This is a genomic window from Paraburkholderia phenoliruptrix, assembly GCF_902859825.1.
Taxonomy (GTDB): Bacteria; Pseudomonadota; Gammaproteobacteria; order Burkholderiales; family Burkholderiaceae; genus Paraburkholderia; species Paraburkholderia phenoliruptrix.
On record NZ_CADIKB010000029.1, the window covers coordinates 38433 to 62815 of the forward strand.

General features: G+C 66.9%; 17 protein-coding genes. 5 read left to right on the forward strand and 12 right to left on the reverse strand.

What is annotated here, in order from left to right; translation table 11 throughout:
• Positions 1–67 precede the first annotated feature (67 nt).
• Positions 68–2998 carry an ATP-binding protein gene (locus HV711_RS23845; protein ID WP_035484336.1) on the forward strand — a complete coding sequence of 977 codons (2931 nt, stop codon included), beginning with the start codon at positions 68–70 and terminating at the stop codon, positions 2996–2998.
• 39 nt (positions 2999–3037) lie between these two features.
• Here the strand turns inward: HV711_RS23845 and HV711_RS23850 are convergent, their stop codons facing one another.
• From HV711_RS23850 to HV711_RS23865, 4 genes are all read right to left on the reverse strand, one after another.
• Entirely contained in the window at positions 3038–4852 is a 1815-nt protein-coding gene (locus HV711_RS23850) for an HAD hydrolase family protein (RefSeq protein ID WP_035484337.1), read from the reverse strand.
• A 72-nt stretch (positions 4853–4924) separates the two neighbouring features.
• On the reverse strand, positions 4925–5998 hold the full coding sequence (locus HV711_RS23855) for a glycosyltransferase family 4 protein (RefSeq protein WP_035484338.1): 1074 nt from the start codon (positions 5996–5998) through the stop codon (positions 4925–4927).
• Between the two features lie 199 nt (positions 5999–6197).
• A complete protein-coding gene (locus tag HV711_RS23860; protein ID WP_013588251.1) occupies positions 6198–6464 on the reverse strand; it encodes a hypothetical protein in 267 nt (88 codons plus the stop codon).
• A gap of 29 nt (positions 6465–6493) precedes the next feature.
• On the reverse strand, positions 6494–6757 hold the full coding sequence (locus HV711_RS23865) for a DUF2934 domain-containing protein (RefSeq protein ID WP_035484340.1): 264 nt from the start codon (positions 6755–6757) through the stop codon (positions 6494–6496).
• 252 nt (positions 6758–7009) lie between these two features.
• On the opposite strand from HV711_RS23865, the gene HV711_RS23870 reads away from it, so the two are divergent.
• The gene (locus tag HV711_RS23870; protein WP_013588249.1) at positions 7010–7744 is read left to right on the forward strand and encodes a DeoR/GlpR family DNA-binding transcription regulator; all 735 of its coding nucleotides are present in this window, start codon (positions 7010–7012) and stop codon (positions 7742–7744) included.
• Between the two features lie 69 nt (positions 7745–7813).
• On the opposite strand, the gene HV711_RS23875 is transcribed toward HV711_RS23870, so the two are convergent.
• From HV711_RS23875 to deoC, 7 genes are all read right to left on the reverse strand, one after another.
• Entirely contained in the window at positions 7814–8920 is a 1107-nt protein-coding gene (locus HV711_RS23875; protein ID WP_035484342.1) for an ABC transporter permease, read from the reverse strand.
• Between the two features lie 24 nt (positions 8921–8944).
• Positions 8945–10501, reverse strand: a complete 1557-nt coding sequence (locus HV711_RS23880; protein WP_035484361.1) for a sugar ABC transporter ATP-binding protein — start codon at positions 10499–10501, stop codon at positions 8945–8947.
• 59 nt (positions 10502–10560) lie between these two features.
• Positions 10561–11565, reverse strand: a complete 1005-nt coding sequence (locus HV711_RS23885) for an autoinducer 2 ABC transporter substrate-binding protein (protein ID WP_013588246.1) — start codon at positions 11563–11565, stop codon at positions 10561–10563.
• A gap of 132 nt (positions 11566–11697) precedes the next feature.
• A complete protein-coding gene (locus tag HV711_RS23890) occupies positions 11698–12759 on the reverse strand; it encodes an ABC transporter permease (protein WP_035484345.1) in 1062 nt (353 codons plus the stop codon).
• A 49-nt stretch (positions 12760–12808) separates the two neighbouring features.
• Positions 12809–13777: a ribokinase gene (locus tag HV711_RS23895; protein ID WP_035484347.1), complete on the reverse strand. Its 969-nt coding sequence runs from the start codon at positions 13775–13777 to the stop codon at positions 12809–12811.
• 120 nt (positions 13778–13897) lie between these two features.
• On the reverse strand, positions 13898–16279 hold the full coding sequence (locus tag HV711_RS23900; RefSeq protein ID WP_035484349.1) for an aldehyde dehydrogenase family protein: 2382 nt from the start codon (positions 16277–16279) through the stop codon (positions 13898–13900).
• 13 nt (positions 16280–16292) lie between these two features.
• Positions 16293–17297, reverse strand: coding sequence for a deoxyribose-phosphate aldolase (gene deoC / locus HV711_RS23905; protein WP_028363088.1), 1005 nt, complete (start codon positions 17295–17297; stop codon positions 16293–16295).
• Positions 17298–17831: 534 nt separating this feature from the next.
• On the opposite strand from deoC, the gene HV711_RS23910 reads away from it, so the two are divergent.
• From HV711_RS23910 to HV711_RS23920, 3 genes are read left to right on the forward strand one after another with little or no spacing between them, the layout of a single operon-like run.
• Entirely contained in the window at positions 17832–18413 is a 582-nt protein-coding gene (locus tag HV711_RS23910; protein WP_035484351.1) for a DUF2760 domain-containing protein, read from the forward strand.
• Positions 18410–20269 carry an Hsp70 family protein gene (locus tag HV711_RS23915; RefSeq protein ID WP_035484352.1) on the forward strand — a complete coding sequence of 620 codons (1860 nt, stop codon included), beginning with the start codon at positions 18410–18412 and terminating at the stop codon, positions 20267–20269. The genes HV711_RS23910 and HV711_RS23915 overlap by 4 nt, the downstream gene beginning before the upstream one ends.
• A complete protein-coding gene (locus HV711_RS23920; protein WP_175145272.1) occupies positions 20266–23451 on the forward strand; it encodes an Hsp70 family protein in 3186 nt (1061 codons plus the stop codon). The genes HV711_RS23915 and HV711_RS23920 overlap by 4 nt, the downstream gene beginning before the upstream one ends.
• Positions 23452–23570: 119 nt before the next feature.
• Here the strand turns inward: HV711_RS23920 and phnX are convergent, their stop codons facing one another.
• Entirely contained in the window at positions 23571–24374 is an 804-nt protein-coding gene (gene phnX / locus HV711_RS23925; protein ID WP_035486317.1) for a phosphonoacetaldehyde hydrolase, read from the reverse strand.
• Positions 24375–24383: the final 9 nt, after the last annotated feature.

Below are 24383 nucleotides of genomic sequence, written 5' to 3' on the forward strand. Positions count from 1 at the left end.
GGTAATTTCTGCCGTACCGCTTGCCTGTTTTTCCTCTCAGCCCGTTGTCCCGGAAATTGAAAACGACATGATTGAACTAGGCCGCTTTCAAATCGATCTGGAACTGCGCACCTTGTGGCGTGACGGCGAGCGCGTGCCGCTCGGCTCGCGCGCCTTCGACATCCTCGCCATGGTAGCGAGCGCCGCCGGACGCCTCGTTACCAAAGACGAGTTGCTGGACGCCGTCTGGCCCGACACCATCGTCGAGGAAAACAATATCCAGGTGCACCTGTCCGCGCTGCGCAAGATTCTCGGCGCGGACCGCGATCTGATTCTGACCGTGCCCGGCCGCGGCTACCGGCTCGTGCAGCGGCAGCGCTCGGCAAATGCAACGCAGCCGGCCGTGCAGACGCCGGCCGGACGCCCGCTGCCGCCGCAGCGCATGCAGCTCGTCGGGCGCGACACGGCCGTCGCCGACATCCGTTCGATGCTGCAACACACGCGCGTGCTGACGCTCGTCGGCGCGGGCGGCATCGGCAAGACGAGTCTTGCCGTCGAAGCCGCCCGCCATGCCGCGGCGGATTTCACGGAGCCCGTGTGGTTCGTCGAACTCGCGACGCTTAGCACGCGCGACGAAGTGCTCGCCGCCATCGCACAAGCTTGCGGACTGCCGGTCGAGCACACGACACCGGACCTCGCGCAAATCGCGTCGGCACTCGCGGAGCGTCGGCTGCTGGTGCTCGACAACGCCGAGCATGTGATCGAGCATGTCGCCGAAGCCGTCGAGGCGCTGGCCGCCGCGAACGCGGACTTGCGCGTGCTCGTGACGAGCCGCGAGCCGCTGCGGATCATGGCGGAAGCCGTGTTTCGCGTCGAGCCGCTGGAGGTGCCGCCGCCCGGCAGCGCCGACGCCGAGATCCTGCGGCAGTCCGCCGTCAATCTGTTTTTGCTGCGCGCCCACTCCATGCAGCGCGATGTCAGCCGGGACAGCACCGAGCTGCAGCTCGTCGGCGAAATATGCCGGCGGCTCGACGGCATTCCGCTCGCGCTCGAACTCGCGGCCGCACGCGTCGTGACGCTCGGCGTGGCGGGCGTCCATCAACGGCTCGACAATCGCCTCGCGATACTCGCGGGCGGCTACCGGACCGCCCTGCCGCGTCATCAGACCTTGCGCGCGACGTTCGACTGGAGCTTCGCGCTGCTCGATGCGAAAGCGCAAGCCCTGTTTCGCAGAAGTGCCGTATTCGGGGGCGTATTCAGTTTCGAAGCGATGTGCGCGGTGGCATGCGATGCATCGCTGAGCGTCGCCGACGCAATCAGTGCGATCAGCGAACTGCTGGCGAAGTCGCTCGTCAACGTGGAGTTCGACGGTCCGGTCGCGCGCTACCGTCTGTCCGAATCGACCCGCGCGTATGCGCTCGACAAGCTGCAGGCCGAAGGCGAGCGCCAGGCGCTGGCAGTGCGCCACGCGCGCTACCTGTCGCAGTGCTTTATCACGCACACCGCGCAGACGGTGCGCGGCAAAGCGGACAGCGCGGCTGCGCTCAAACACACGCTCGACGACGCACGCCACGCCTGCGACTGGGCGTTCTCCGCGGATGGCGACGCGCAATTGGGCGTCGAGCTCGCCTCGAATCTGACGGCTGCGCTGCTCGACGGCGGCATGGTCGCGGAATGCTGCGAGCGTGCCGAGCGCGCGGTCGAGGCGCTGGACGCGCTGCCCGCGGCGAGCGTCGACGCGCTCGACGAAATGCGCGTGCGCGCGGCACTGGCTTCGGCACTGCCGCATGTGCGCGGCTCCGTGTCGAAGTCGGAGCAACTGTGGCGCAAGGTCTACGCGCTCGCGACGGAACGCCGCGACGCCGGCTATCACGCCCGCGCGTTGTGGGGCCTGTGGACCACGATGATTTCGAGCGGCAACATCCATGCGTCGGCGGAATTCGCGCAGCGCCTGCGGCAGCTCGCGCAGGAGCGCGAGAACCCATGGCAGGAGACGCTAGCCGACCAGATCGCCGCGATTTCGCAGCACTGCCTCGGCCGTCACGCCGAGGCAAGGACAGAACTGCTGCGTACCAGAAACCGCTTTGCCGAGCTCGAATACGGCGGCCTGCGCGACGACACGATCGCCGTCGATCCGCTCGTCTACTGCAACGGCACGCTCGCACGCATTGCGTGGATCGAGGGACACTGCGGCGAGGCAATGCGGCTTGTCGACACACTCGTCGGTCTCGTGCGGCCGGACATCATGGAGCCTTCTCTCACGCATACCCTCGGTGCGTCGGCGGCGCCGCTTTCGCTGATGTGCGGCGACCTCGGCCGCGCGGCGGTGTATCTCGACATCATGCGATCGCAAGTCGCGCTGCATGGGCTCGACGTCTGGCGCGATTACTGCAACTGCCTGTCCGCGTACCACGACATACTCGGCGGCGACACCCAACGTGGCATCGCGCTGCTGGAAAGCTCGCTCAACGCGCTGATCACGCGCGGCTTCAGGCGTCTCATCACGCTTTTTATCGCGGCCTATGCAGAGGCGCTCGTGGCAGCCGGACGCAGCGACGAAGCGCAGCGCCGGCTCACCGACACGTTGCAGTTCTGCGAGAGCCACGGCGAGATGATGTTCGTCCCCGAGCTGTGGCGCGTGCTCGGCATCGCCGCGCGCGCACAACACAAATCCGCCGACGCCGAAGCCTGCTTTACACAGGCGATCGACCTCGCTCGTGTGCAAGGCGCGAAGATGTGGGAATTGCGCGTGTCGCTCGCATTGGCCGCATTGTGGCGCGACGAAGCTCGCGACGGCGCGCGCGATGCCGATGCGCTGGAGATGCTGGAGCACATGGCGCTCGCTTTCGATGCGCCCTCCAGCACGACCGACGTGCAACTGCTGTTCGAGACGCTCGCGACACTGCGTCAAGGGCAATGCATGAGCGCCGCACCTGCCATGCCGGCGAATCCGCTCCCGCCGGACCCGCGTCGCCGGGTCGCGCGCAAATCGAACAGGAGCCTTGCGCGCGTCGATTAGAACGCAGGCGCACCGCGTCAAATTAGTACGACATCCCAATCATTTTTCAGTGGCTCGGCGCGGGTCCTCATCGCCGCCGGTGGTCGCGACGTCGGCGTTCTTCGCGGTCAGCACCGCGGGCATCGACGGGTTTTCGGGCTGCGTGTAGCGCTCCTGCACGGCCGCCTTGATCCGCGCAAGGCTCGCGGCTGCATCGAGCGCGGCATCCTGCTCGATCTGCCGGGCCTGCGCCGCGAGATCAGGGTCGCCGATCTCCGTTTCGAACCAGCGCGAATAGTCGCCGCGCTCGCGGTGATACTGCCATGTGCCCGCATCGACACCTTCGGCAATCTCCACGAACAGCACGAGATTATGGGCGCGCAGATTCAGTGCGTGCTCGGGCCCACGGAAATAGAAACTGCGCTCGGGAATCAGCAGGCCTTCCGCGTATTTGCGCCGATGTCTGAGCCGGTGCTTGCTGCCCGGCTCGAGCCGGATCACGCCCTCGGGCGCCGGCTCGTCGAGGCGCCATAACAAAGCCTGCCCCGTTTCGAGCGCGGTTTCCTGAAGCTGCGGCACGGGCCGGCCCGTGGCCTTCGCGAGTTCCTGCACGGCCTTGCCGGCGCTCGGGCCCATCGCGAGCAGCAGATTCACCTGACGCAGAAAGGCGCCATCCAGTTGCTGCGGCGACACCGTGATGGCGAGCGCCGTTTCCAGCGCCGCTGGAATGGTTTGGCTTGCGCCCGCCCATCCGGCCGGAAACAGATGATGCGCCTCGTCGAACACGAGCCAATGGGGCCGGCCGGTTCGCATGCGCAACTGCTGCACCTCGAGCAGCAGCGACGCGCAGAACGCGGGCCGCTCCGGCAACGGCACGCGCAGCAGATTCACCGCCACCGCCGAACGCGGAGGACGCGCGAGCAGCTGCACGACTTCTTCGATCAGCGGCGCGGTGTGCGCGTCGCCGACTACGATCGTATCTTCGTCGTTCTGATAGTCGCCTTCCGGATCGATGATGCACAACTGCTGGTGCATGCCCGCGAGGCGCTCGAGCAAGCCGGCGCAGGCGGTCGACTTGCCGCATCCCGATTCGCCGGCGAGCAGCACGACCGAACCGTGCGCGGGACAGTACAGGTTGGCGGGCTCGCTGGCGCCGCGCGCATGCCCGATCAGCACGCGGCTCTTCTGCGCCACGCTCGTGCGTTCGCGCAGGTCGTCCTTCACCAGCGCGTCCACCAGTTCGGCGACACCCGCCCCCGCCGCCTGGCTCGTCACCATATCGGCGTGCGCCTTCAGCGCGGGCAGCGCATTGGCGACCGCCACACCAAAACCGCAGGCGTCGAGGAGCGCGTGATCGTTCTCGGCGTCGCCTATTCCGGCCACGTTGAAGGCGGACAACGCCAGCTCGCTCAGCGCCTCCTGCAAGCCGCTCGCTTTGGAAATGCCGGGCGACACGATCATCACCGCGTCGCCGTTGAAAATGATCTGCAGACCGAGGCCGAGGTCGCGAATCGCGGCGAGCGCGATCTGCTCGGCGGGCTTCATCATCGCGACGAGCGTCTCGCTCACGCTGAAGTGGCGCAGACCGCGGCTTTTCAATTCGTCGACGAAAGCGGCCGGCGGCGGCGGGGCGAGCAGGCGCCGCGTGCCCGTCGAAGGCGTGTACAGCACGCCGCCGTTTTCCGCGACGACTCGCGAAAACAGATCGAGCCGCGGACAGATAGCAAGCAGGTCGTCCATCTCGCGTCCGCTCACGAGGATGGCCTGGCGGCCCGAGGCGCGCAGGCGTTCGAGCGCGTCCCACGTCGAGTCGGCGACGCGTCCGTCGCAGGCGAGGGTGTTGTCGTAATCGGTCGCAATGGCAAAAAATCGCATGAAAAGCGCTCCGTGTCTGGATTCGTTCGCGGTGTTCCGCGGTGCGGGTCCGCCCTGTTCTCGGGCTCCGCTTCAGTCCGTCTGAAGCGGTTGCGTATCGTGCGTGTTGGGGGTATCGCGTGTGTCCGGCAGCATCGCTTCGTAAATGCCGGCGTATTGATCGACCATCCGCTCGACGGTGAAGCGGCGCTCGAAGGCCGCACGGCACGCGGCGCGACTGATGCTGTCGATCTTCGCGAGCGCGGCGACGGCGTCGTCGACGGATTGCACGAGAAAGCCCGTCACGCCGTGTTCGACGATTTCATGCGCGGCACCGTGATCGAATGCGATGACCGGCGTGCCGCACGCGAGCGCCTCGATCATCACGAGGCCGAACGGCTCCGGCCAGTCGATCGGAAACAGCAAGGCGCGCGCCTGTCCGAGGAAATCGTTCTTGCACGAATCGTCGACTTCGCCGCAATACTCGACGTGCGGCAACTCGAATAGACCCGCGATTTCCTCTTCGAAATAGGCGCGGTCGCCATTGTCGATCTTCGCGGCGATGCGCAGAGGCACAGCCGCGCGCCGCGCAATCTCGATCGCGCGGTCGGGCCGCTTCACGGGCGAGATGCGGCCGAGAAAAGCTGCGTAATCGCCGGGCGTTTCATGAAAGCGCAGCAGATCCGCAGGCAGGCCATGATGAACTGTCGCGCGCCAGTTGAGCCAGGGCAGCGGCGTGCGTTGCGCGGCGGAGATCGAGACCACCGGCATGTCGGCGAATTGCCTGTAGAGCGTGCTCAGGCCGGGCACGTCGAGCCGCCAGTGCAAGGTGGTCAGCGCGGGGCAGCGTAAGCGGCGCGCGAACGGAAAGCTCTGGTAGTCCGTATGAAAATGGACAATGTCGAATTCGTCCGCGCGCCGCACCACTTCTTCGAGCATGGCGAAATGAAAAGCCTGCGGGTCGGCGGTATCTTCAATCAGGCGAATCGCACAGTCGCTTCCCGAGACGAGCCGCGCTCGCGTGCGCGAGTCGCCGCTTGCAAAGAGCGTGACGTCGTGGCCTCGCGCGACGAGCCCGTCCACGAGCCACGCCACCACTCTTTCGACGCCGCCATAAGCGACCGGCGGCACCCTCTCATACAGCGGCGAAACCTGCGCGATACGCATGCCCTGCTCCGTTCGACGAACCGACGTCAGACGCGCCGCATGGTGCATGCCCGGCCCTGTCGCGCGTGAACCGCGCCACGTCGGGCCGATGGAAAAATGTACAGGCCGTCAATGAAATTAAGCGGTGCGCGCGGCACTTGCCATTCGGCAGTTGAATGAGCCTACACGCGCCGCGCACCGCGGTTGAGCTCACCTCGTGTTAACTGAGCGGCCTCGCGTAACCGTCGGCGGGCGCCGCGGGCTCGGCACGCTCCACGTGCTCGTCGATCCATGCCGTCGCGCGCTCGCGGGCGAATTCGAGCGCCTCGTGCTCGTCGACGAAATCGCGATGAAACTCCATGTCGTGCGTATCGTCGCCCGAACTCACGCTGCCCGGCGTCACTTCGATCCGCGCATGCGCGACGATCATGCCGCCGTCGACACCTGCCGTCAGATGGACGATGCAGCCTCCGTATTCGAAATCCATGATGCTCTCCCGCGTGTCGTGTGATGCGGCTAGCTGCTGCCGGGCGCGTTGCCGGCGGCCTGCGCGCCCTCGTCGTCGCCGATGGCTTCCGCCGCGCGCCGCCCTTTGCCCGATTGATCGGAGGCCACCGCCGGCTCGGTGTCGCCCGACTCGCCTTCGGCTTCGATCTGCGCTTCGGCGCGTGCCCAGTAATCGTCGGCGCGTCCTTCGGGCGAGCCGTCGCTTTCCCACAGCTCGTACGCGCGCTTGCGAATACGGTCTTCGACGGTGGGTTCGTGAGGCAAGCCGTCCATGGCAGTCTCCAAACGTTCGTGGTCAGTTGAACGCGCGTACGCCATGCGGCGCCGCGCCGGTCATGGAGCAAAGCGCGTTCCCATGCGTCGCGTGCCGGCGCATTTCGTCGCGAAGGCGATAAGGCACTCCGCGCGGGCCGGGTTGCGTGCGCCGTCGCGCTCGCCGCGCGCTGCACCTGTCGTTATAATCGTTTCAGCAAACATGATTAAAACCTAACGTCGTTCACACACTCTTCACGCGCCAGGACCTCCATGCTCAAACCCGATCGCCTTCGCGCTCTGGCCGACGCGCTGACACGGCAAAACGTGATGCGCCTGCGCGATGCCGCCGCCCTGCTCGGCGTCTCCGAAATGACGGTGCGCCGCGACATTGCCGCGAATGCGGATCGCTTCACGTATCTGGGCGGCTATATCGTCAGTGCCACCGACGTGCCGAATAACGCCGGCAACGCCGGTTATTCGCTGGAGCAGGAAAAGGATCACTTCGCGCAGGCCAAGGCGGAGGCGTCGGCCATTGCCGCGGGATTGATCGGCAACAACGAAACGCTTTTCATCGATTGCGGCACGACACTCGTGGCGCTCGCCCGGCTCATTCCGCCCGAGCGCCATGTCACCGTGGTGTGTTATTCGCTGAATGTCGCCGAGGTGTTGCGCCGCAAACCGAACGTGCGGATGATCCTGCTCGGCGGCGTCTACGTGCCTTCGTCGGATTCGTTCGCGGGCGAGGAAAGCCTCGAGATGCTGCGCCGCATGGGCATCAACAAGGCGTTTATTTCGGCGGGCGGCGTGGACCCCGCGCGCGGCGTGACCTGCTGGAACTTCCATGAAGTCGCGGTGAAGCAGGCGGCCATGGCGAGTGCCGTCGAACGGCATCTGGTGGTCGACAGAAGCAAATTCGGCGTGGTCAAGGCCGTGCGCTTTTCACAGATCGAAGACTTCGACTCGATCATCACCGAAGAGGGCCGGCAGGCGCGCAAGCGCCAATAGCCGGCTATCGGCGCACTATGCACGGGTTCGCCCGTGCCTGTGCGGCGGCGATCCTCCGGCCGCGGCGCCTCAGCTCTTGCGCTGCAGTGCGAACAGCGTACCGGCCAGCAGAATGAACGCGCCGATAATCACCTTCTGCCAGGTGCTCGGCACACCCACGAGAATCAGCACGCTCTTGATGAGCGTGACGAGCACGACGCCGAGCAAGGTGCCCACCACCGTGCCTGTGCCGCCCGTAATGCGTGCACCGCCGAGAATGACCGCGGCGATCACGTCCAGCTCCGAGCCCACGAGGTCGAACGGATTCGCGAGGCGGTTGTTCGACACGTGCAGAATGCCCGCGATGCCGGCGAGCATGCCGGTATAGCCGAACACGAACAGATGGATCGCGCGCAGGTTGTAGCCGAGCCGCTCGGCGATGGCGAGCGAGCCGCCCATCGCGTAGACGCCGCGTCCCATCATCGTGCGATTGAGCAGCCACCAGGTGACGAGCGCCGCGGCGACGAGCGCCAGCACCGAGGCCGGCAGCACCGCGCGCAGTCCGTCAGCGGTGTGATAGAAAAAGAGCGGAATGCGGCCGAAGTGATCCATGCTGTGCGGAATGTTCATGAAGAACGTCGTGCCGATGAACGTCAGCAGCAAGCCGCGATACAGGTATTGCGTGCCGATCGTGACGATCAGCGAAGGCGCTTTCAGCCTATGCACGAGCAGCCCGTTGACGACGCCGAGCACTACACCGCCCAACGCACCCGTGACGAGGATCAACGCGAACGGCGCATCCGGCCACCAGGCGAACACAGCCTTGGTGATGCCGTACATGGTCAGCGCGGCAATCGCGGTGAAGGAGACGTCGATGCCGCCCGAGGCGAGCACGACGAGCGTGCCGAGCGCGAACAGCGACATCGTGGTCGCCGAATGCAGCAGATCAAAGAGCGTCGCGAACTGAAAGAAGCGCGGATTGATTGCACCGACGATCAGACACGTCACCACGATCAGCGCGACGGTGAACCACTCGGGATTGCGCGCGAGCCTCATGCGCAAACCTCGCGGTTCGGCGCTCGGCGCGATTTCGACGACATTCGGAGTGCTCATGGTCTGCTTGATGGACGAGTCAACGGACGAGTCGATAGGCGAATCGATGGACGAGTCGATGCGCGGCTGGATGCGCGAGTTCATGGCGGTTTGGCGTCCTTACTTCCTCTAGGCCGCTTCGGAAAGCAGCGCGTGGTACAGATCGGCCTCGCTCAATGCGTCCGCGCGATACTCGGCGGCCACGCGGCCCTTCTTCATCATCAGAATGCGGTCGCAGTTCTGCAGCAGCTCCGGCAGGTCGTCGCTGATCAGAATAATGCCGATGCCGCGCTGCGAGAGCCGCTGCATGATCCGATAGATGATGTCCTTCGAACCCACGTCGACGCCGACCGTCGGGCCGTGCAGGATCAACACGCGCGGGTCGATGGCGAGCCAGCGGCCGATCAGCACACGCTGCTGGTTGCCGCCCGACAGCGACTGCACCGGCTTGTCGACACCCGGCGTCGCGATCTGCAGATCCTTCACGGTCTGCACGGCAAGCGCCTCGGCACGCGTGCGGTCGATTTGGCCGAAGCGGTCGCGCAGGCTCGAGATCATCGCGGTGATCACGTTGTCGCGAATCGGTTTGTCGAGGAACAGCCCTTCGTTCAGGCGGTCTTCCGGCACATAGCCGATGCGGTGCCGCTTCGCGTCGGACGGCGTGCGCAGCGCAATACGTTTGCCGTCGAGCAGCACCGCGCCCGACTGCGCGGGCGCGACGCCCGCCAACGCGCGCGCCAGTTCGTTGCGGCCCGAATCGAGTAGACCGGTCACGCCGAGAATCTCGCCGCCGTGCAGCTTGAAAGCGACGTCGCTGAACTGGCCTGCGCGCGTGAAGTTGCGCACGTCGAGCACGACGTCCTCGGCATGCGCGCCTTCGCGATACCGCTCGTTCGACAGATGGCGCCCCGTCATCAGTTCGCTGATTTGCGCCTTGGTGAACTGCGCGATCGGCCCTTGCGCCATTTTCTGCCCGTCGCGCAGCACGATCACTTCGCCACCTATTGCATAGCATTCGTCGAGCTTGTGGCTCACGAACAGCACCGTCACGCCCTGCGCGCGCAGATTGGCGAGCACGGCAATCAGGTTGTCCACTTCCTTTTGTGTGAGCGACGTGGTCGGCTCGTCCATGATGACGAATTTCGCCTCGCTCGCAATCGCACGCGCAATGGCCACCAGTTGTCGCGTAGCGAGCGGCAGCTGTTCGATGAGCGTCGCCTGGAAATCCGCGTTGCCGGGCAGGCCCACTGCTTCGAGCGCGCGTGCAGCCGTGGCGGCAAGGACGCGGCGATCGAAAGTACGCGCGAGCCGCCCTTCGTGCGTGGCGAGTTCCGACGTGAGCGCAACGTTTTCCGCGACGCTCATGTTGGGCAGCAGCGACAGATCCTGATACACGGTTTCGATGCCGGCCGCGAGCGCCTCCAGCGCGGAGAGCCGCGCATGCGGCACGCCTTCGATCACGAGTTGCCCTTCATCGGGCGGCTGCGCGCCGGAAATGATCTTGATCAGCGTGCTCTTGCCGCAGCCGTTTTCGCCGAGCAGGTGATAAATTTGCCCGCGCTCGAACGCGAGGCTCACGCCGCGCAACGCATGCACGCCGGTAAAGCGTTTATGCACGCCCACCACCTCCAGGAACGGCTGCGAGGACTGCGACGGCGGCGCGAAAGAGACGTCTTCTTGATTCATCATGATGAGTCGCGGTGCCGAGGCGTGCCTATCGACACGCCTCGAAGTGAACAGCGGAATCAGAACGGATACTGCTTATAGTTCGACTTGTCGACGTTCACCCAGCCCTGGCCGCGCACGATAATGCCCTTGCCTGGCCCTTTGGCGACCGTGACCTTCGTGTAGCCCGGAATGCCGAGGTCCGCGCCGTTCTCGACCGTCTTGCCGTCCACCAGCATCTTCGCGACCTTGTTCATCGCGATGCCGGCGAGCTTCGGATCCCAGAACGCGATGCCGTTGATCGCGCCGCTTTCGAGGAATTTGCCGGCCTCGTTGGGCAGACCCGTGCCGTACACGCAGATCTTGCCTTGCATGCCCGCCTCTTCCACCGCACGGCCGATGCCGATCACATCGAGCGAGGACGAGCCCTGGAAGCCCTTCAGATCCGGATGCTTGCGCAGCACTTCTTTCGCGACTTCATAGGCGCGCTCGCCGTCGTTGTTGGTTTCGAGCTTCGGCTCCACGAGGTTCATCTTGGGGTACTTCGCCTTCGCATTGCCGATGCCGCCGTCGGCCCATTGCACCTGCGAGCGGCTGCCGAGCGAGCCCACCAGTACCGCCCACTTGCCTTCGTCGTGCATGCACGACGCGAGCCGCTCGTTCAGGCCTGCGCCATAGGCGGTGTTGTCGAACGCCTCGATGTCGACCATGGTGTTCTTCGCGTTGTCCGCTTCATGCGTGACGACCTTGATGCCGCGGTCCATCGCTTTCTTGAGCGCCGGCTCGAGCGTCGGCGGATCGTAGGGCACCACCGCAATCGCGGTGACCTTCTTCGCGATCAGGTCTTCGATGATCTTCAGTTGCTGCGCCGCGTCCGCGCGGCCCGGACCCGTCTGGTAAGCGCTCACGCCCGGGTTGTCTTTCGCGAATTCCTTGACGCCTTCGTCCATCCGGTTGAACCAGTTGATGCCCGTCACCTTCACGACCGTGACGATGGTCTCGTTGGTGGCAGCCTGTGCCGCGGCGATCGCGCCTACCGCCACTGCGCCTGCTGCAATCGCGGCACCCAGTCGAGTCAGTTTCATGCAATGTCTCCTTTATCGTTCGATGTCGCCCGTGCTGGCCGTGTCAGCCGTCGCGAACAGGCAGGGCACCCTGTTCGCCTCGATCGTTGCCTTTGCCTTTGCCTTGCCTTTGCCGTTACTCCGCTGGCGTGCCTAACCCTTCGGGGCCGCGCCGCTATCGGCGCGAGCGGAAGCCGGGTTCGCACCCCCGCCGCCTAAGCCGAAAATCGCGCGCACCCGTTCGCCGCCCGCGAACGCGAGCGACAACAGCAGCAAGAAGCCCCATGCGCAGTCGCCGAAAAACTGGGAAACGCCGAGCAGATTGAAGAGGCTCGACAGAAACTGCAGCACCGTTGCCGCAAAAAATACACAGACGATGCGACCATAACCGCCTGCCGGATTCACGCCGCCCATCACGGCAATGAGAATCGCGATCAGCAAATAGGAGTTGCCGTAATCCCATTTCGCGCTCGACGTATGCGTCGCGCTGATGAGGCCGGCGAGCGACGCGAGCACGCCGCACATCGCGTAAGTGGTGATGAGCATGCGCGCGCGCGGAATGCCCGCGTAAAAAGCGGCTTTGGGATTCGTGCCCATCAGATAGAGCCGCAGGCCGAACGGGCTGCGCCTGAGCAGCCATCCCAGCAGAATCACGGCGGCGATGAAGATGCAGAACGCAATGGGCACCTGAAACACGGTGCCGTTGCCGATATCCGACAGCGGCTCGACATAGTCGACATGCACCGAAGCGCCGTTGCTGATCACGACGGCAAAGCCGGTGAAGAGCAACTGCGTGCCGAGCGTGCAGAGAATCGGCGTGAGCCTGAGGCGCGCAATCACGACACCGTTGAGCAGGCCGCCGAGCAAGCCCATGGTCAGCACGATCGCGCAGAAAAGCGACGTGTACAGCAGCGGCGAATCGTCGCCGCTCACGAAGCGCGGCACCACGATCGCCGCCACCATGCCGGACAGATTGGCGAGCCCGACGCCGGAGAGGTCGATGCCGCCGTTGCCGGATACCATGGAAAGCATGATGCCGAGCGCGAGCAGACCGAGCTCGGGGAGCTGGCCGCCCATCGACTGGAGGTTGTCGATGTCGACGAACTGGCCGCGCGAGAGCCACGTCGCGACCAGCACGACGAGCACATTGACGATCAGAAGGAAGTTCAGTTGCCGGTCGGCAAACAGTTTTCCCGCAGCAAACGAAGACTTCATGGCGCTCATGATCTCCCTGCACTGCACTGCACGTTACTTCACGAATGGATTACGACACCTGTGCTGCCCGGCTCGATTCGCTGTGCCGATTCAGCACCTCATTGACTTCGGCGAGCGTCGGCATGGAAGGCGCGGTGCCCGCGCGCGTGACCGAGATGCCCGCGAGCGCGCAACCGAAGCGCAGCGCCGATACCGCGTCCTCGCCGCGTGCCAGCGCGGCCGCGAAGCCGCCGGTGAAGCCGTCGCCCGCGCCCGCCGTTTCCACGACGTTACCGCAGCGAAACGCGGGCAGCCAGACCGATTGCGTCGCGTCATGCAGCAACGCGCCGCCTTCGCCCAGCGTGACGATGACGGCGCCCACACCTTTGGCCAACAGGACGTCGGCCGCGCGCCGGGCGTCGTCGACAGTCGATATCTGCACGCCGGTGAGCGCCGCCGCCTCGCTTTCGTTCGGCGTGATGTAGTCGCACAGCGGGAAGATGTCGTCGTCGAGCGGCATGGCGGGCGCCGGATTGAACACGGTGACGACGCCATGCCTGCGCGCCACTTCGAGTCCGCGCCGCGCGGCCGCGAGCGGCTGTTCGAGCTGCGTCACGAAGACCCGCGCGCCCGCAATGTCGGCTTCTATCGCATCGACGTCGGCGGCGCACAGTGTCCCTGCCGCGCCTGCCGCGACGATGATCGCGTTCATGCCGGTGGTGTCGTCGACGAAGATATGTGCAGCGCCCGTCGCGACGCCGGCCGCCACCGTGGCACGCGCCGTGATGCCCTCGCGCGCCCAGGTGGCCTGCGCGATCGAGCCGAATGCATCGTCGCCGATGCGCGTGCAGAACACCACCTCGGCGCCCGCGCGGGCGGCGGCCACGGCCTGATTCGAGCCCTTGCCGCCCGGCCCCATCGCAAACGCGGAGCCCGCAATCGTCTCGCCGATCAGCGGCATGCGCGCCGCGCGAAACGTCAGATCGGTCACGTAGATGCCGAGAATGACGACGCGTCCGCCCTGCTGCTGCGCGCTCATGACGCGAGCCTCCGTCGCGGCGCGTGCGAGGACGCGGCGTTCGTCAACGGCAAGAAGTCGAGAGTATTCGGCACGTTGTCTCCATCATGTTGTGATCGCCGCGCATTCGCTGCAGCGCGGTCAATCGCCGTACGGTATCCAGATGTTCTTCACCTGCACAGCCTGGCGCAGGAACGGCCGGCCTTCGCTCGCCCGGTCGAACCAGTCGAATGCGTGGCCGTAATCGGTGAAGGTGCGCTTCAGGTTGCCGACCGATTCGCGTTCGACGAGCGCCGCATCGGCCGCACTGCCGAAGCACCACAGCGCATCCACGTCGTCGTGCTTCGCGAGCGCCGGCAGCAGCGCCGCGCGCCTGCCCGTGACGATATTCAGCACGCCGGCCGGCACGTCGGACGTCTCCACGACCTGATAGAAGTCCGTCGCCGCGAGTTGCCCGGCTTCGCCCGGCAGCACCACCACACGGTTGCCCATCGCCAGCGCGGGCGCGACCAGCGAAACCAGCGCCAGCAACGGCGCCTCGTCCGGACACGCCATGCCGATCACGCCGAGCGGCTCGTGCATCGCGAGCGCGACGCCGCGCAGCGGCGGCGTGTGCACCGCGCCGTCGAACTTGTCGGCCCACGCCGCGTAAGTGAAGAGACGCGTGACGGACGCCTCCACTTCGGCACGCGCCGCTTCCGGCGTCGCGCCGTTGCGCGCGCAGAGCCGCTGCGCGAATTCGTCGGCGCGTACCGCCAGATTCTCCGCGAGGTAGAACAGCACCTGCGCACGGTTATGCGTGCTCGCCTGCGACCACTTGTGCGCCGCGCGCGCCGCTTCCACCGCGTTGCGTATGTCCTTGCGATTGCCTTCGCCCACTTCGCCGATCGGCGTGCCGTCCGGCGCGTGAACCGCGAGCGAATAGCCGCTATCCGGCCGCACCTGCTTGCCGCCGATAAAAAGCTTGGCCGTGCGGTCGATCGACACGATGTTCGGCGCCACGCTCGAAACCTGTGGTGTCGCGCTCACCGGCCGGCGCTTCGGAAGATTGAGCCACGCGCGCGGTTTGAGATATTCGTAAATGCCCTCACGTCCGCCCTCGCGCCCATAGCCCGATTCGCGATAGCCGCCGAAACCGACCGCCGCGTCGAAGAGATTGGTCGCATTGATCCACACGACGCCCGCCGCGAGCCGCGGCGCCACGTCGAGCGCCCGGCCGATGGTCTCGCTCCACACGCTCGCGGCGAGCCCATAGCGCGAATGGTTGGCGAGCGCGACGGCTTCGTCCGGCGTGCGAAAGCTCATGGTGACCAGCACCGGGCCGAAGATTTCCTGCTGCGCGAGAATCGATGCGGGCGCAACGTTCATGACGAGCGTCGGCGGATAGAAAGAGCCGTCGGCAGGCAATGCCGATTCGCCCGCCTGCCAGATCGCGCAGCCTTCGCGCCGCCCGCTTTCGACAAGCGAGCGGATCCGCTCCAGCTGCACCGGATCGACAATTGCGCCGAGATCGATGTTCTTGTCGAGCGACCTACCCACGCGCAGCGTCTCCATGCGGCGCTTGAGCTTTGCGATGAAGCGCGCTTCGACGCCCTCCTGCACCAGCAGCCGCGAGCCCGCGCAGCACACCTGGCCCTGGTTGAACCAGATCGCGTCGACCACGCCTTCCACGGCAGCGTCGAGGTCGGCGTCGTCGAATACGATAAAGGGCGACTTGCCGCCCAGTTCGAGCGTCAGCGATTTGCCGGAGCCGGCCGTCGCCGAGCGAATCAGCTTGCCCACTTCCGTCGAACCGGTGAACGCGATCTTGTCGACCTGCGGATGGTCGACGAGCGCCGCGCCCGTCGAACCGTCGCCGGTCACCACGTTGAGTACGCCCGCGGGCAAGCCGGCGCGCTCGGCGAGTTCCGCGAACAGCAGCGCCGTGAGCGGCGTGTATTCGGCAGGCTTCAGCACCACGCAGTTGCCGGTCGCGATAGCCGGCGCGATCTTCCACGCGAGCATCAGAAGCGGAAAATTCCACGGCACGATCTGGCCGATCACGCCGAGCGGCGCGTAGCCCGTGAATTCACTGTCCTGCAACTGCGCCCAGCCCGCGTGATGCAGAAAGTGACGCGCCACGAGCGGTATGTCGAGATCGCGCGTCTCGCGAATCGGCTTGCCGTTGTCGAGCGCTTCGAGCACCGCGAAGAGGCGGCTGTGCCGTTGCACCATGCGCGCGAGCGCATACAGATGCCGTGCGCGGCCCGCGCCGCCAAGCGCCTGCCAGCCGGGCTGCGCGGCGCGCGCGGCGGCGACCGCGGCGTCGATGTCGGCTGCGTCGCCCTGGGCGATCTCGGCGAGGCGCTCGCCGGTTGCGGGTGCGTGCGAGACGAACCGCGCGCCGCTCGCGCTCTCCTGCCACGCGCCGCCGATGAAATGGCCGAAGCGTCCGTCATGTTGCGCGAGCCACGCGCGCGCCGGCTGATCGTCCTCGGACGCGGGGCCGTACTCCATCGAAGAAAAATACTCCGCTACGCTCATGGGTGGATGTGTTTCAGGCTACAGGGTGACGGTTGAAAGCGGAATAACGGCCGCTCACGTGGTGTTCGAGCTGCCGCTCGATATCGGCGAGCAGGCTCGATGCGCCGATCCGGAACAACTCCGGTTCGAGCCAGGCGCGGCCGAGCTCTTCCTTCATCAGGATCTGATAGGCCAGCACGGACTTCGCGCTCGACACGCCGCCCGCCGGCTTGAAGCCGATCGGCACGCCGGTGCGCTCGTGATAGTCGCGGATCATGCGGACCATGACGAGCGACACGTCGAGCGTCGCGTTCACGCCTTCCTTGCCGGTCGACGTCTTGATGAAGTCCGCGCCCGCCATCATGCAGACCATCGACGCGCGCGCGACATTCGACAGCGTGCGGATGTCGCCCGTCGCCAGAATCGCCTTCAGATGCGCGGGGCCGCAGGCCGCGCGAAACTCGCGCACTTCGTCGTAGAGCGCCTGCCAGTTGCCGGTCAGCACATGTTCGCGCGTGACCACGATGTCGATTTCAGCCGCGCCGTCCGCGACCGACGCCTCGATCTCCTTCAGCTTCAGCGGATGGGGGATCAGTCCGGCCGGAAAACCCGTGGAGACGGCCGCGACCGGAATGCCGCTGCCTTCGAGCGCATCCACGGCAGCAGCGACGAAGCGGTGATAGACGCACACCGCGCCGGTGGTGATGCGTTGCGGCGCCATGCCGAGCGCTTCCAGAATGTCCGCGCGCACCGGCTGGCGCGCCTTCGCGCACAGGCGTCGGACGCGGCCTTCGGTGTCGTCGCCGTTGAGCGTGGTGAGATCGATGCAGGTGACGGCTTTCAGAAGCCACGCGGCCTGCGCATCCTTCTTGACGGTCCGGCGCGTGGCGAGCGTCCCCGCGCGGCGTTCGACCGCCGACTGGTTGACGCGCAAACCGTCGAGCCATGAGGCGTCGAACGGCACGCCGGGATTGCGCACCGGATGAACGAGCGGCCCGCCGCGCAACGCGACGACCGAGGATGGAAAAGAATCAGGCATGAGACGTCCTGGTTAGCGCCCGGCCACACGTCGGCCGGCGAACGATTCGGGGCTATGCTACTCCGTTTGAGAGGATTATCACACGCACTACGGGTAAATCCTCACATTCTGATGGTGATAGCCGCTTGAAACGACGCGCGTGTGAAGCAGAAGCGGAGAATTGTGATGGACATATCACAAACGTCGCGTGGCGCGACGGCGGCGCGCCCCGGCGCCCACGCGACCGGGGTCGTGCAAACCCGCCAATCGGACCGCGTTCTCACCCGAGAATGTGCGGGTTTGCCCGCAGCCGTCGCGTCACAAGGCAAAATACCGGTTTTGCGCGCAGGTTTGTACGCGGGATGAGCACCCGCCTTTTTGCGCTGGCGCCGCGCCGCGCGGCGGCTTCATGCGCCGCCGAAGATGCCGGCGACGGTGCCCGCGTCGCGAACGGGCGCCGCGCCTGCGTCGCCGGAGCGCACCGCTGCGGTTTCGCCTCGCGCCCACCCCGGACACAGGACCGCTCGTCCTTGAACAGAGCCCTCAGGAGCATTTATGACCGATTCGAACCCATCCTTCCTCGGCAGGATTACGCTGGCCGTCAGCGCCTTTTTCCGCATTCTCGGCGACGGCGAGTTCGCCGCCGCCGTGCTGCGCGTGCGTGACGGCGGCGCGTCTGCGCCAACCACGGCGTCCACCCCGACGCCGGCGCCCTCGCCCGCCCCCAAGGCCGCACCCGCGCCGACGCTGAAGGAAGCCAGCCCCGACGCCGCGCTGCAATTGCTCGGCCTGCTGCAACGCGACGCGCGCTTCATCGACTTCGTCGAGGAAGACATCAAGCGTTTCAGCGACGCCGATATCGGCGCGGCCGCGCGCCTCGTGCACGAAGGCTGCCGCGCGACGCTGCGCGAGCACTTCACGATCCGCCCGGTGCGCGACGAAGCCGAAGGCAGCCGCGTCACCCTCCAGGAAGGTTTCGACGCGAGCGCGATCCGGCTGACCGGCAACGTCGTCGGCAAGGCGCCGTTTGTCGGCAGCATCAGCCACCGCGGCTGGCGCGTGACCGAAGTGCGTCTGCCGAAGCTCGCCGAAAGCCATAACGCGAAGGTGATCGCGCCGGCCGAGGTGGAGCTATGAGCGGCGCGCGTTATTCGATCGGGATCGACCTCGGCACGACGCACTGCGCGCTGTCCTACGTCGACACCAGCATGAGCGACGGCGAGAAGACCACCCTCGCGGTGCTGCCCATTGCCCAGTTGACGGGCCCGGGCGCCATCGACGATCTCGATCTGCTGCCCTCGTTCCTCTATTTGCCGCATCCGGACGAACTGGGTGCCGGCGACCTGCATCTGCCGTGGACCGGCGAGCGCGACTTCGCGGTCGGCGAATTCGCGCGCAGCCGCGGCGCGGCGACGCCGATCCGGCTCGTGTCCAGCGCGAAAAGCTGGCTGTGCCATCCGGGCGTGGACCGGCGCGCGGCGATCCTGCCGGGCGATGCGCCGCCGGAAGTCGCGCGCGTCTCGCCGCTGGAAAGCTCGGTGCGTTATCTCACGCACTTGCGCGAGGCGTGGGACCACGCGCATCCGGACGCGCCGTTTCGCGACCAGGACATCACGGTGACGATTCCCGCGTCGTTCGACCCCGCCGCGCGCGAGCTGACCGCCGAAGCCGCCGAGGCCGCCGGTTACGGCCGCATGACGCTGCTGGAAGAACCGCAGGCCGCGCTGTATAGCTGGATTCAGAAGAGCGGCGGCCAGTGGCGCAAGCAGGTCAAGGTCGGCGACATCATCCTCGTGGTGGACGTGGGCGGCGGCACGACCGACCTCTCGCTGATCGCCGTGGTGGAGCGCGACGGCAACCTGGAACTGCATCGCGTGGCGGTCGGCGAACACATTCTGCTCGGCGGCGACAACATGGATCTCGCGCTCGCGCATGGGGTCGCGCGCAAACTCGCCGCCCAAGGGACCCAGGCCGACGCGTGGCAATTGCGCGCGCTCACCTACGCGTGCCGCTCGGCGAAAGAAACGCTGCTCACCGACCCGGCGGCGGACACCGTGCCGCTCGTCGTGCCGAGCCGGGGCTCGAAGCTGATCGGCGGATCGATCCGCACGGAGCTCACGCGGGCCGAACTGACGCAGACCATTCTCGAAGGTTTTTTCCCGCAGGTGGACAGCGCGGCACGGCCGGTCTCACGCACGCGCGCCGGCCTCACGCAACTGGGCTTGCCCTACGCGCAGGACGCGGGCATCACCCGGCATCTGGCGGCGTTTCTCGGCCGGCAAGTCGGCGCGCTCGCCGAACTCGAAGGCTTGCGCGACACGGCAACCGAGGCTGCGGCACAAGCGGCGAGCTTCCTGCATCCGACAGCGGTGCTGTTCAACGGCGGCGTGTTCAAGTCGACGCTGCTCGTCGAGCGGATCATGGGCACGCTGAACGACTGGCTCGCCGCGGAAGGCGCGGCGCCGGCGCGCCTGCTCGAAGGCGCGGATCTCGATCTGGCCGTCGCGCGCGGCGCCGCTTACTACGGCTACGTGCGGCGCGGCCAGGGCGTGCGGATTCGCGGCGGCACCGCGCGGGCGTACTACATCGCGATCGAATCGGCGATGCCCGCGGTGCCCGGACTGGAGCCGCCTATTCAGGCGCTGTGCGTCGCGCCGTTCGGCATGGAAGAAGGCACCGAGGCCGAGTTGCCCGCGCAGGAGTTCGGGCTCGTGGTCGGCGAGCCGGTGCATTTCCGCTTTTTCGGCTCGTCGGTGCGTCGCCAGGATCAGGTCGGCACGCTGCTCGACTTCTGGGGCCCCGCCGAGTTGCAGGAGCTCGAAGAGATTCAGGCGACACTGCCGGCGTCCGGCCGCACGGCGGGCGAAGTCGTGCCCGTCAGGCTGCACGCTCGCGTGACCGAAGCGGGCACGCTCCAACTTGAAGCCGTGCCGCGCGGCACGGACGAGCGCTGGAAAGTCGAATTCGATGTGCGCGGCAATGCCCATGCATGACTGAGATGAAGCGGTACAGCGTCGGTATCGACCTCGGCACCAGTAATACGGTGCTCGCGTATGCAGAGGCCGGGTCGCAGGAGGTTCGCGTCTTCGAGATCGAACAGCTCGTGAGTCCCGGCGAGGTCGCTGCGCGGCCGCTTCTGCCCTCGGTGCGCTACCACGCGGCGCGAGGCGAGCTCGCGGCTGGCGATCTGCAGTTGCCGTGGAGCGGGAGCCGGGTTGCGGCCCGGCCTGCGGCGCAAGCGCGCGGGGCAAGCGCCGCGGGCGTGAGCATGGCCGGAGTCAGCGCAAACAGGAACGCGGATCAGCAGGCTGATCCGCATGCAAGCGAGCGCGCGGTTCCGGCCGCCGGTTCAGGCTCAGGTGCGGGATCGGGCGCTGGTTCAGATACAGGCTTGCGCGCCGCGCCTGCCGATGGCGATTCAGACACGCCGCCCGTGGTGATCGGCCGGCTTGCGCGCGTGCTCGGCGCGCAAGTGCCCGGGCGGCTCGTGACCAGCGCGAAAAGCTGGCTCTCGCATGCGTCCGTCGACCGCGTCGCGCCGATCCTGCCGTGGGGCGCCGCCGACGACGTCCTCAAGGTCTCCCCCGTCGAGGCCAGCGCGAGCTACCTCGCGCATGTGCGGGCGGCATGGAATCAGCGCTTTCCCGACGCGCCGCTCGAGCACCAGGACGTGGTGCTCACGGTGCCGGCCTCGTTCGACGAAGGCGCGCGGGCGCTGACCGTCGAAGCCGCGCGCATGGCCGGCCTGCCGGCGCTGCGGCTGCTGGAAGAACCGCAGGCGGCGTTCTACGACTGGCTGTTTCATCATCGCGAGCGGCTTGCCGAGGAACTCGCGCACACGCGCCTCGTGCTGATCTGCGACGTGGGCGGCGGCACCACGGACCTCACGCTCATCCAGGTGCGCATGGAGAACGGCGAGCCGCAGCTGACGCGGATCGGCGTGGGCAACCATCTGATGCTCGGCGGCGATAACATGGATCTCGCGCTCGCGCATCTCGTCGAAACGCGGCTGCCGGGCGGCGGCGAGCATGGACGCCTGTCGGCGGCGAGCCTGTCGCAACTCGTCGAGCGCTGCCGTGCCGCCAAGGAACAACTGCTGGGCGCCGAAGCGCCCGAGTCGGCGTCGATCACGCTGCTGGGTGCCGGCGCGAAGCTCGTCGGCGGCGCACGCACGGCGCAGGTCACGCGCGACGAAGTGGAGCGTGTGATCGTCGACGGATTCTTTCCTGTAGTCGCCTCGCATGAACGGCCTGGCCGGCCGCGCGGCGCGATTGTCGAGTTCGGCCTGCCGTACGCAACCGATGCCGCCGTCACGCGCCATATTGCCGCTTTTCTGAGCCGCTTCGACGCGCAGTCGCGCAAGGCGCTCGGGCCGGATGGCGGTGAGGTGGAGACGGGTCGCCCGGCAGACGGCGCTGGAACGGGTGGCGCCCGCGCCGCAAGCGATGCCCGCGTCGCTGCCGGCGACACTGCCGACGCCGCAGCCCTTGCGCCTCTTGCTGCCGGGAAGCGTCGCGGCGCACCTCTCACCGACGCCCCGCCCGCCGCGCTCGCCCCCCTCGCCGTGCCGGACACGCTTCTGCTGAACGGCGGCGTGTTCCGTGCAGAGGCCTTGACGCAGCGACTCGCCGATACCTTGAGCACGTGGCGCGGCGAGCCGCTTAACGTGCTGCACAACGACAATCCGGACGTCGCCGTCGCGCGCGGCGCGGTCGCCTACAGCCTCGCGCGCGCGGGCGGCGCGCCGAAAATCGGCGGCGGTTCGCCGCGCAGTTACTTTCTCGTGCTCGACGAGTCCGCCGATGCAAAGCGCGATGCTAACGACCCGCCGCCCACGCAGCGCGGCATTTGCCTGCTGCCGCGCGGCATGGAGGAAGGCCACGAAATTCTCATCGCCGAGCGCACCTTCGCGCTGCGGCTCGGACACCCTGTGCGCTTTCACCTCGTGTCGTCCAGTGCGGATACGGCCTATGCGCCGGGCGAGCTCGCGGACCTCGCGAGCGGCGACTTCGTGCGCCTGCCGCCCATTGCGACCATCGTTCCGCCGCGCGGCGCCGGCAGTGCCCGCGAGCGGGCCGTGCGCATCGCCACGTCGCTGACGGAAGTCGGCACGCTGGAAGTGCACTGCATCGACCGCGACGATCCCGCCGGGCGGTGGCTGCTCGAGTTCCAGTTGCGCCGCGAGAGCGCGCAGGTGAATCTCACCGGCGATGCCGCGGCCGCCCGGCATCCGCGCCTTGACGAAGCCATCGAGCAGATCGACCGCGCGTTCGGCTCGCGCTCGCAAAACGTCGATAAAAAGGACGTCAAGCGCCTGCGCTCGCAGCTCGAACATCTGCTCGGGCCGCGCGAGAGCTGGAACAGCGGGCTGCTGCGCGAACTGTTCGGTGCGCTATGGGAACGCGCGAAGCGGCGCCGCCGCTCGGCGGACCACGAGCGGCTGTGGCTGAATCTGGCCGGTTACTGCGTGCGTCCCGGCTTCGGCTATCCGCTCGATGAATGGCGCGTCGAGCAACTGTGGTCGCTATTCGACGACGGTATTCAGTACATCCAGGAAAGCCAGGTCTGGTCGGAATGGTGGACGCTGTGGCGCCGCGCGGCGGGCGGCCTCAACGAACACGCGCAACTGCGCGTGCTGGACGCGATGGCGTATCTGCAAACGGCCGCGCAGTCGCGTCACAAGCTGCCGTTCGACGTGGCGAAAACCGGCATCGCCGATATGGTTCGGCTGAGCGCGTCGCTGGAACGCATTCCTGTTGAACGCAAGATCGAGCTCGGCGAATCGGTGCTCGCGCGGCTGCAGAAGCCTTCGGAGAATCATCAAAGCTGGTGGGCGGTCGGGCGGATCGGCGCGCGCCGGCCGTTTTATGGCAGCGCACACACCGTTGTGCCGCCGGATGTCGCCAGCCGCTGGCTCGACGCGATTCTCGCGCTCGACTGGAAGAAGGTCGACCCGGCCGCGTTTGCGGCCGTGCAGATCGCGCGCATGACGGGCGACCGTTCGCGCGATCTGCCGGACGCGCTGCGCGAAGCCGTCATTCGCAGGCTCGAGGCGGTGAATGCGCCGCGCGCGTGGGTCGCGATGGTCGGCGAAACGGTCGAGCTGGATAATGCGGACGAGGGCCGCGTGTTCGGCGAGTCGCTGCCCGCGGGGTTGAAGCTGATCGCGGGCTGAGGGGCTAAGGATCGGACCGGTCGAGGCGCCGAACTGGCTGGCAAGTCCAGCCGGCGCAACACCGCGCCACACCGCTTTGCGCCTGTTCACGGCCGTCAAGGCTTCAGGGCTTCAAGGCTTCAGGGCCGTTCGCCGCGCGCAAGCCGCGCGTCGATCTGGTGGACGACCGGCATCAGATCCGCGACGCTGTCGATCACATAATGCGCGCCCGCGGCTCGCAGCCGTTCGATTGCCGCCTCGCGTCGCCATGCATACTCGTCGGGCGCAAGCGCCTTGACGTCGTCTTCCGCCATGCCGAACGCGTTGCCGCTCACGGCGACGCCCACGGCCCACGTACCGCCGTTAATGCCTTCCTCGATACCGACCTCGGTGTCGTCGACCTTGATCGCGTCTTTCGCGCGCCACACGCCCAGCTCGGGCAGCGTTCGGTAGATCATGTACGGCGACGGCCGGCCTTCCGGCGTGTCGCCCGTGCACACGATGCTGTCCGGCGAAAAGCCCTGCGCCGCCGCGCCCGGCACGATTTCCGCCATGATCTCGCGGGTATAACCGGTCGTCGTGCCGATGCGGATGTCGTCGCGCCGCAGCGCGCTCGCCACTTCCGCGACGCCGGGAATCACCGAGCTGTAGCTCGCGGCCACCGCGATATTCTTCGGCACGAACACGTCGTAGACCGCGTCGATGTCCGCTTCGTCCGGCGCGCGGCCATATTTGCCGGCCCATGCGCGCGCAATGCGCGGCAGCGCGAGCAGCGCCGCGATGTGCGGGCGCTTGGCCATGCCCATCGGTCCGCGCGCTTCCTCGACCGTGATCGATACGCCGAACTGCTCGAAGGTTTCGACAAACGCGCCCATCGGCGCGAGAGAACCATAATCGACCACCGTGCCGGCCCAGTCGAAAATCACCGCCTTAACATGTTTCATTGTGCGTGC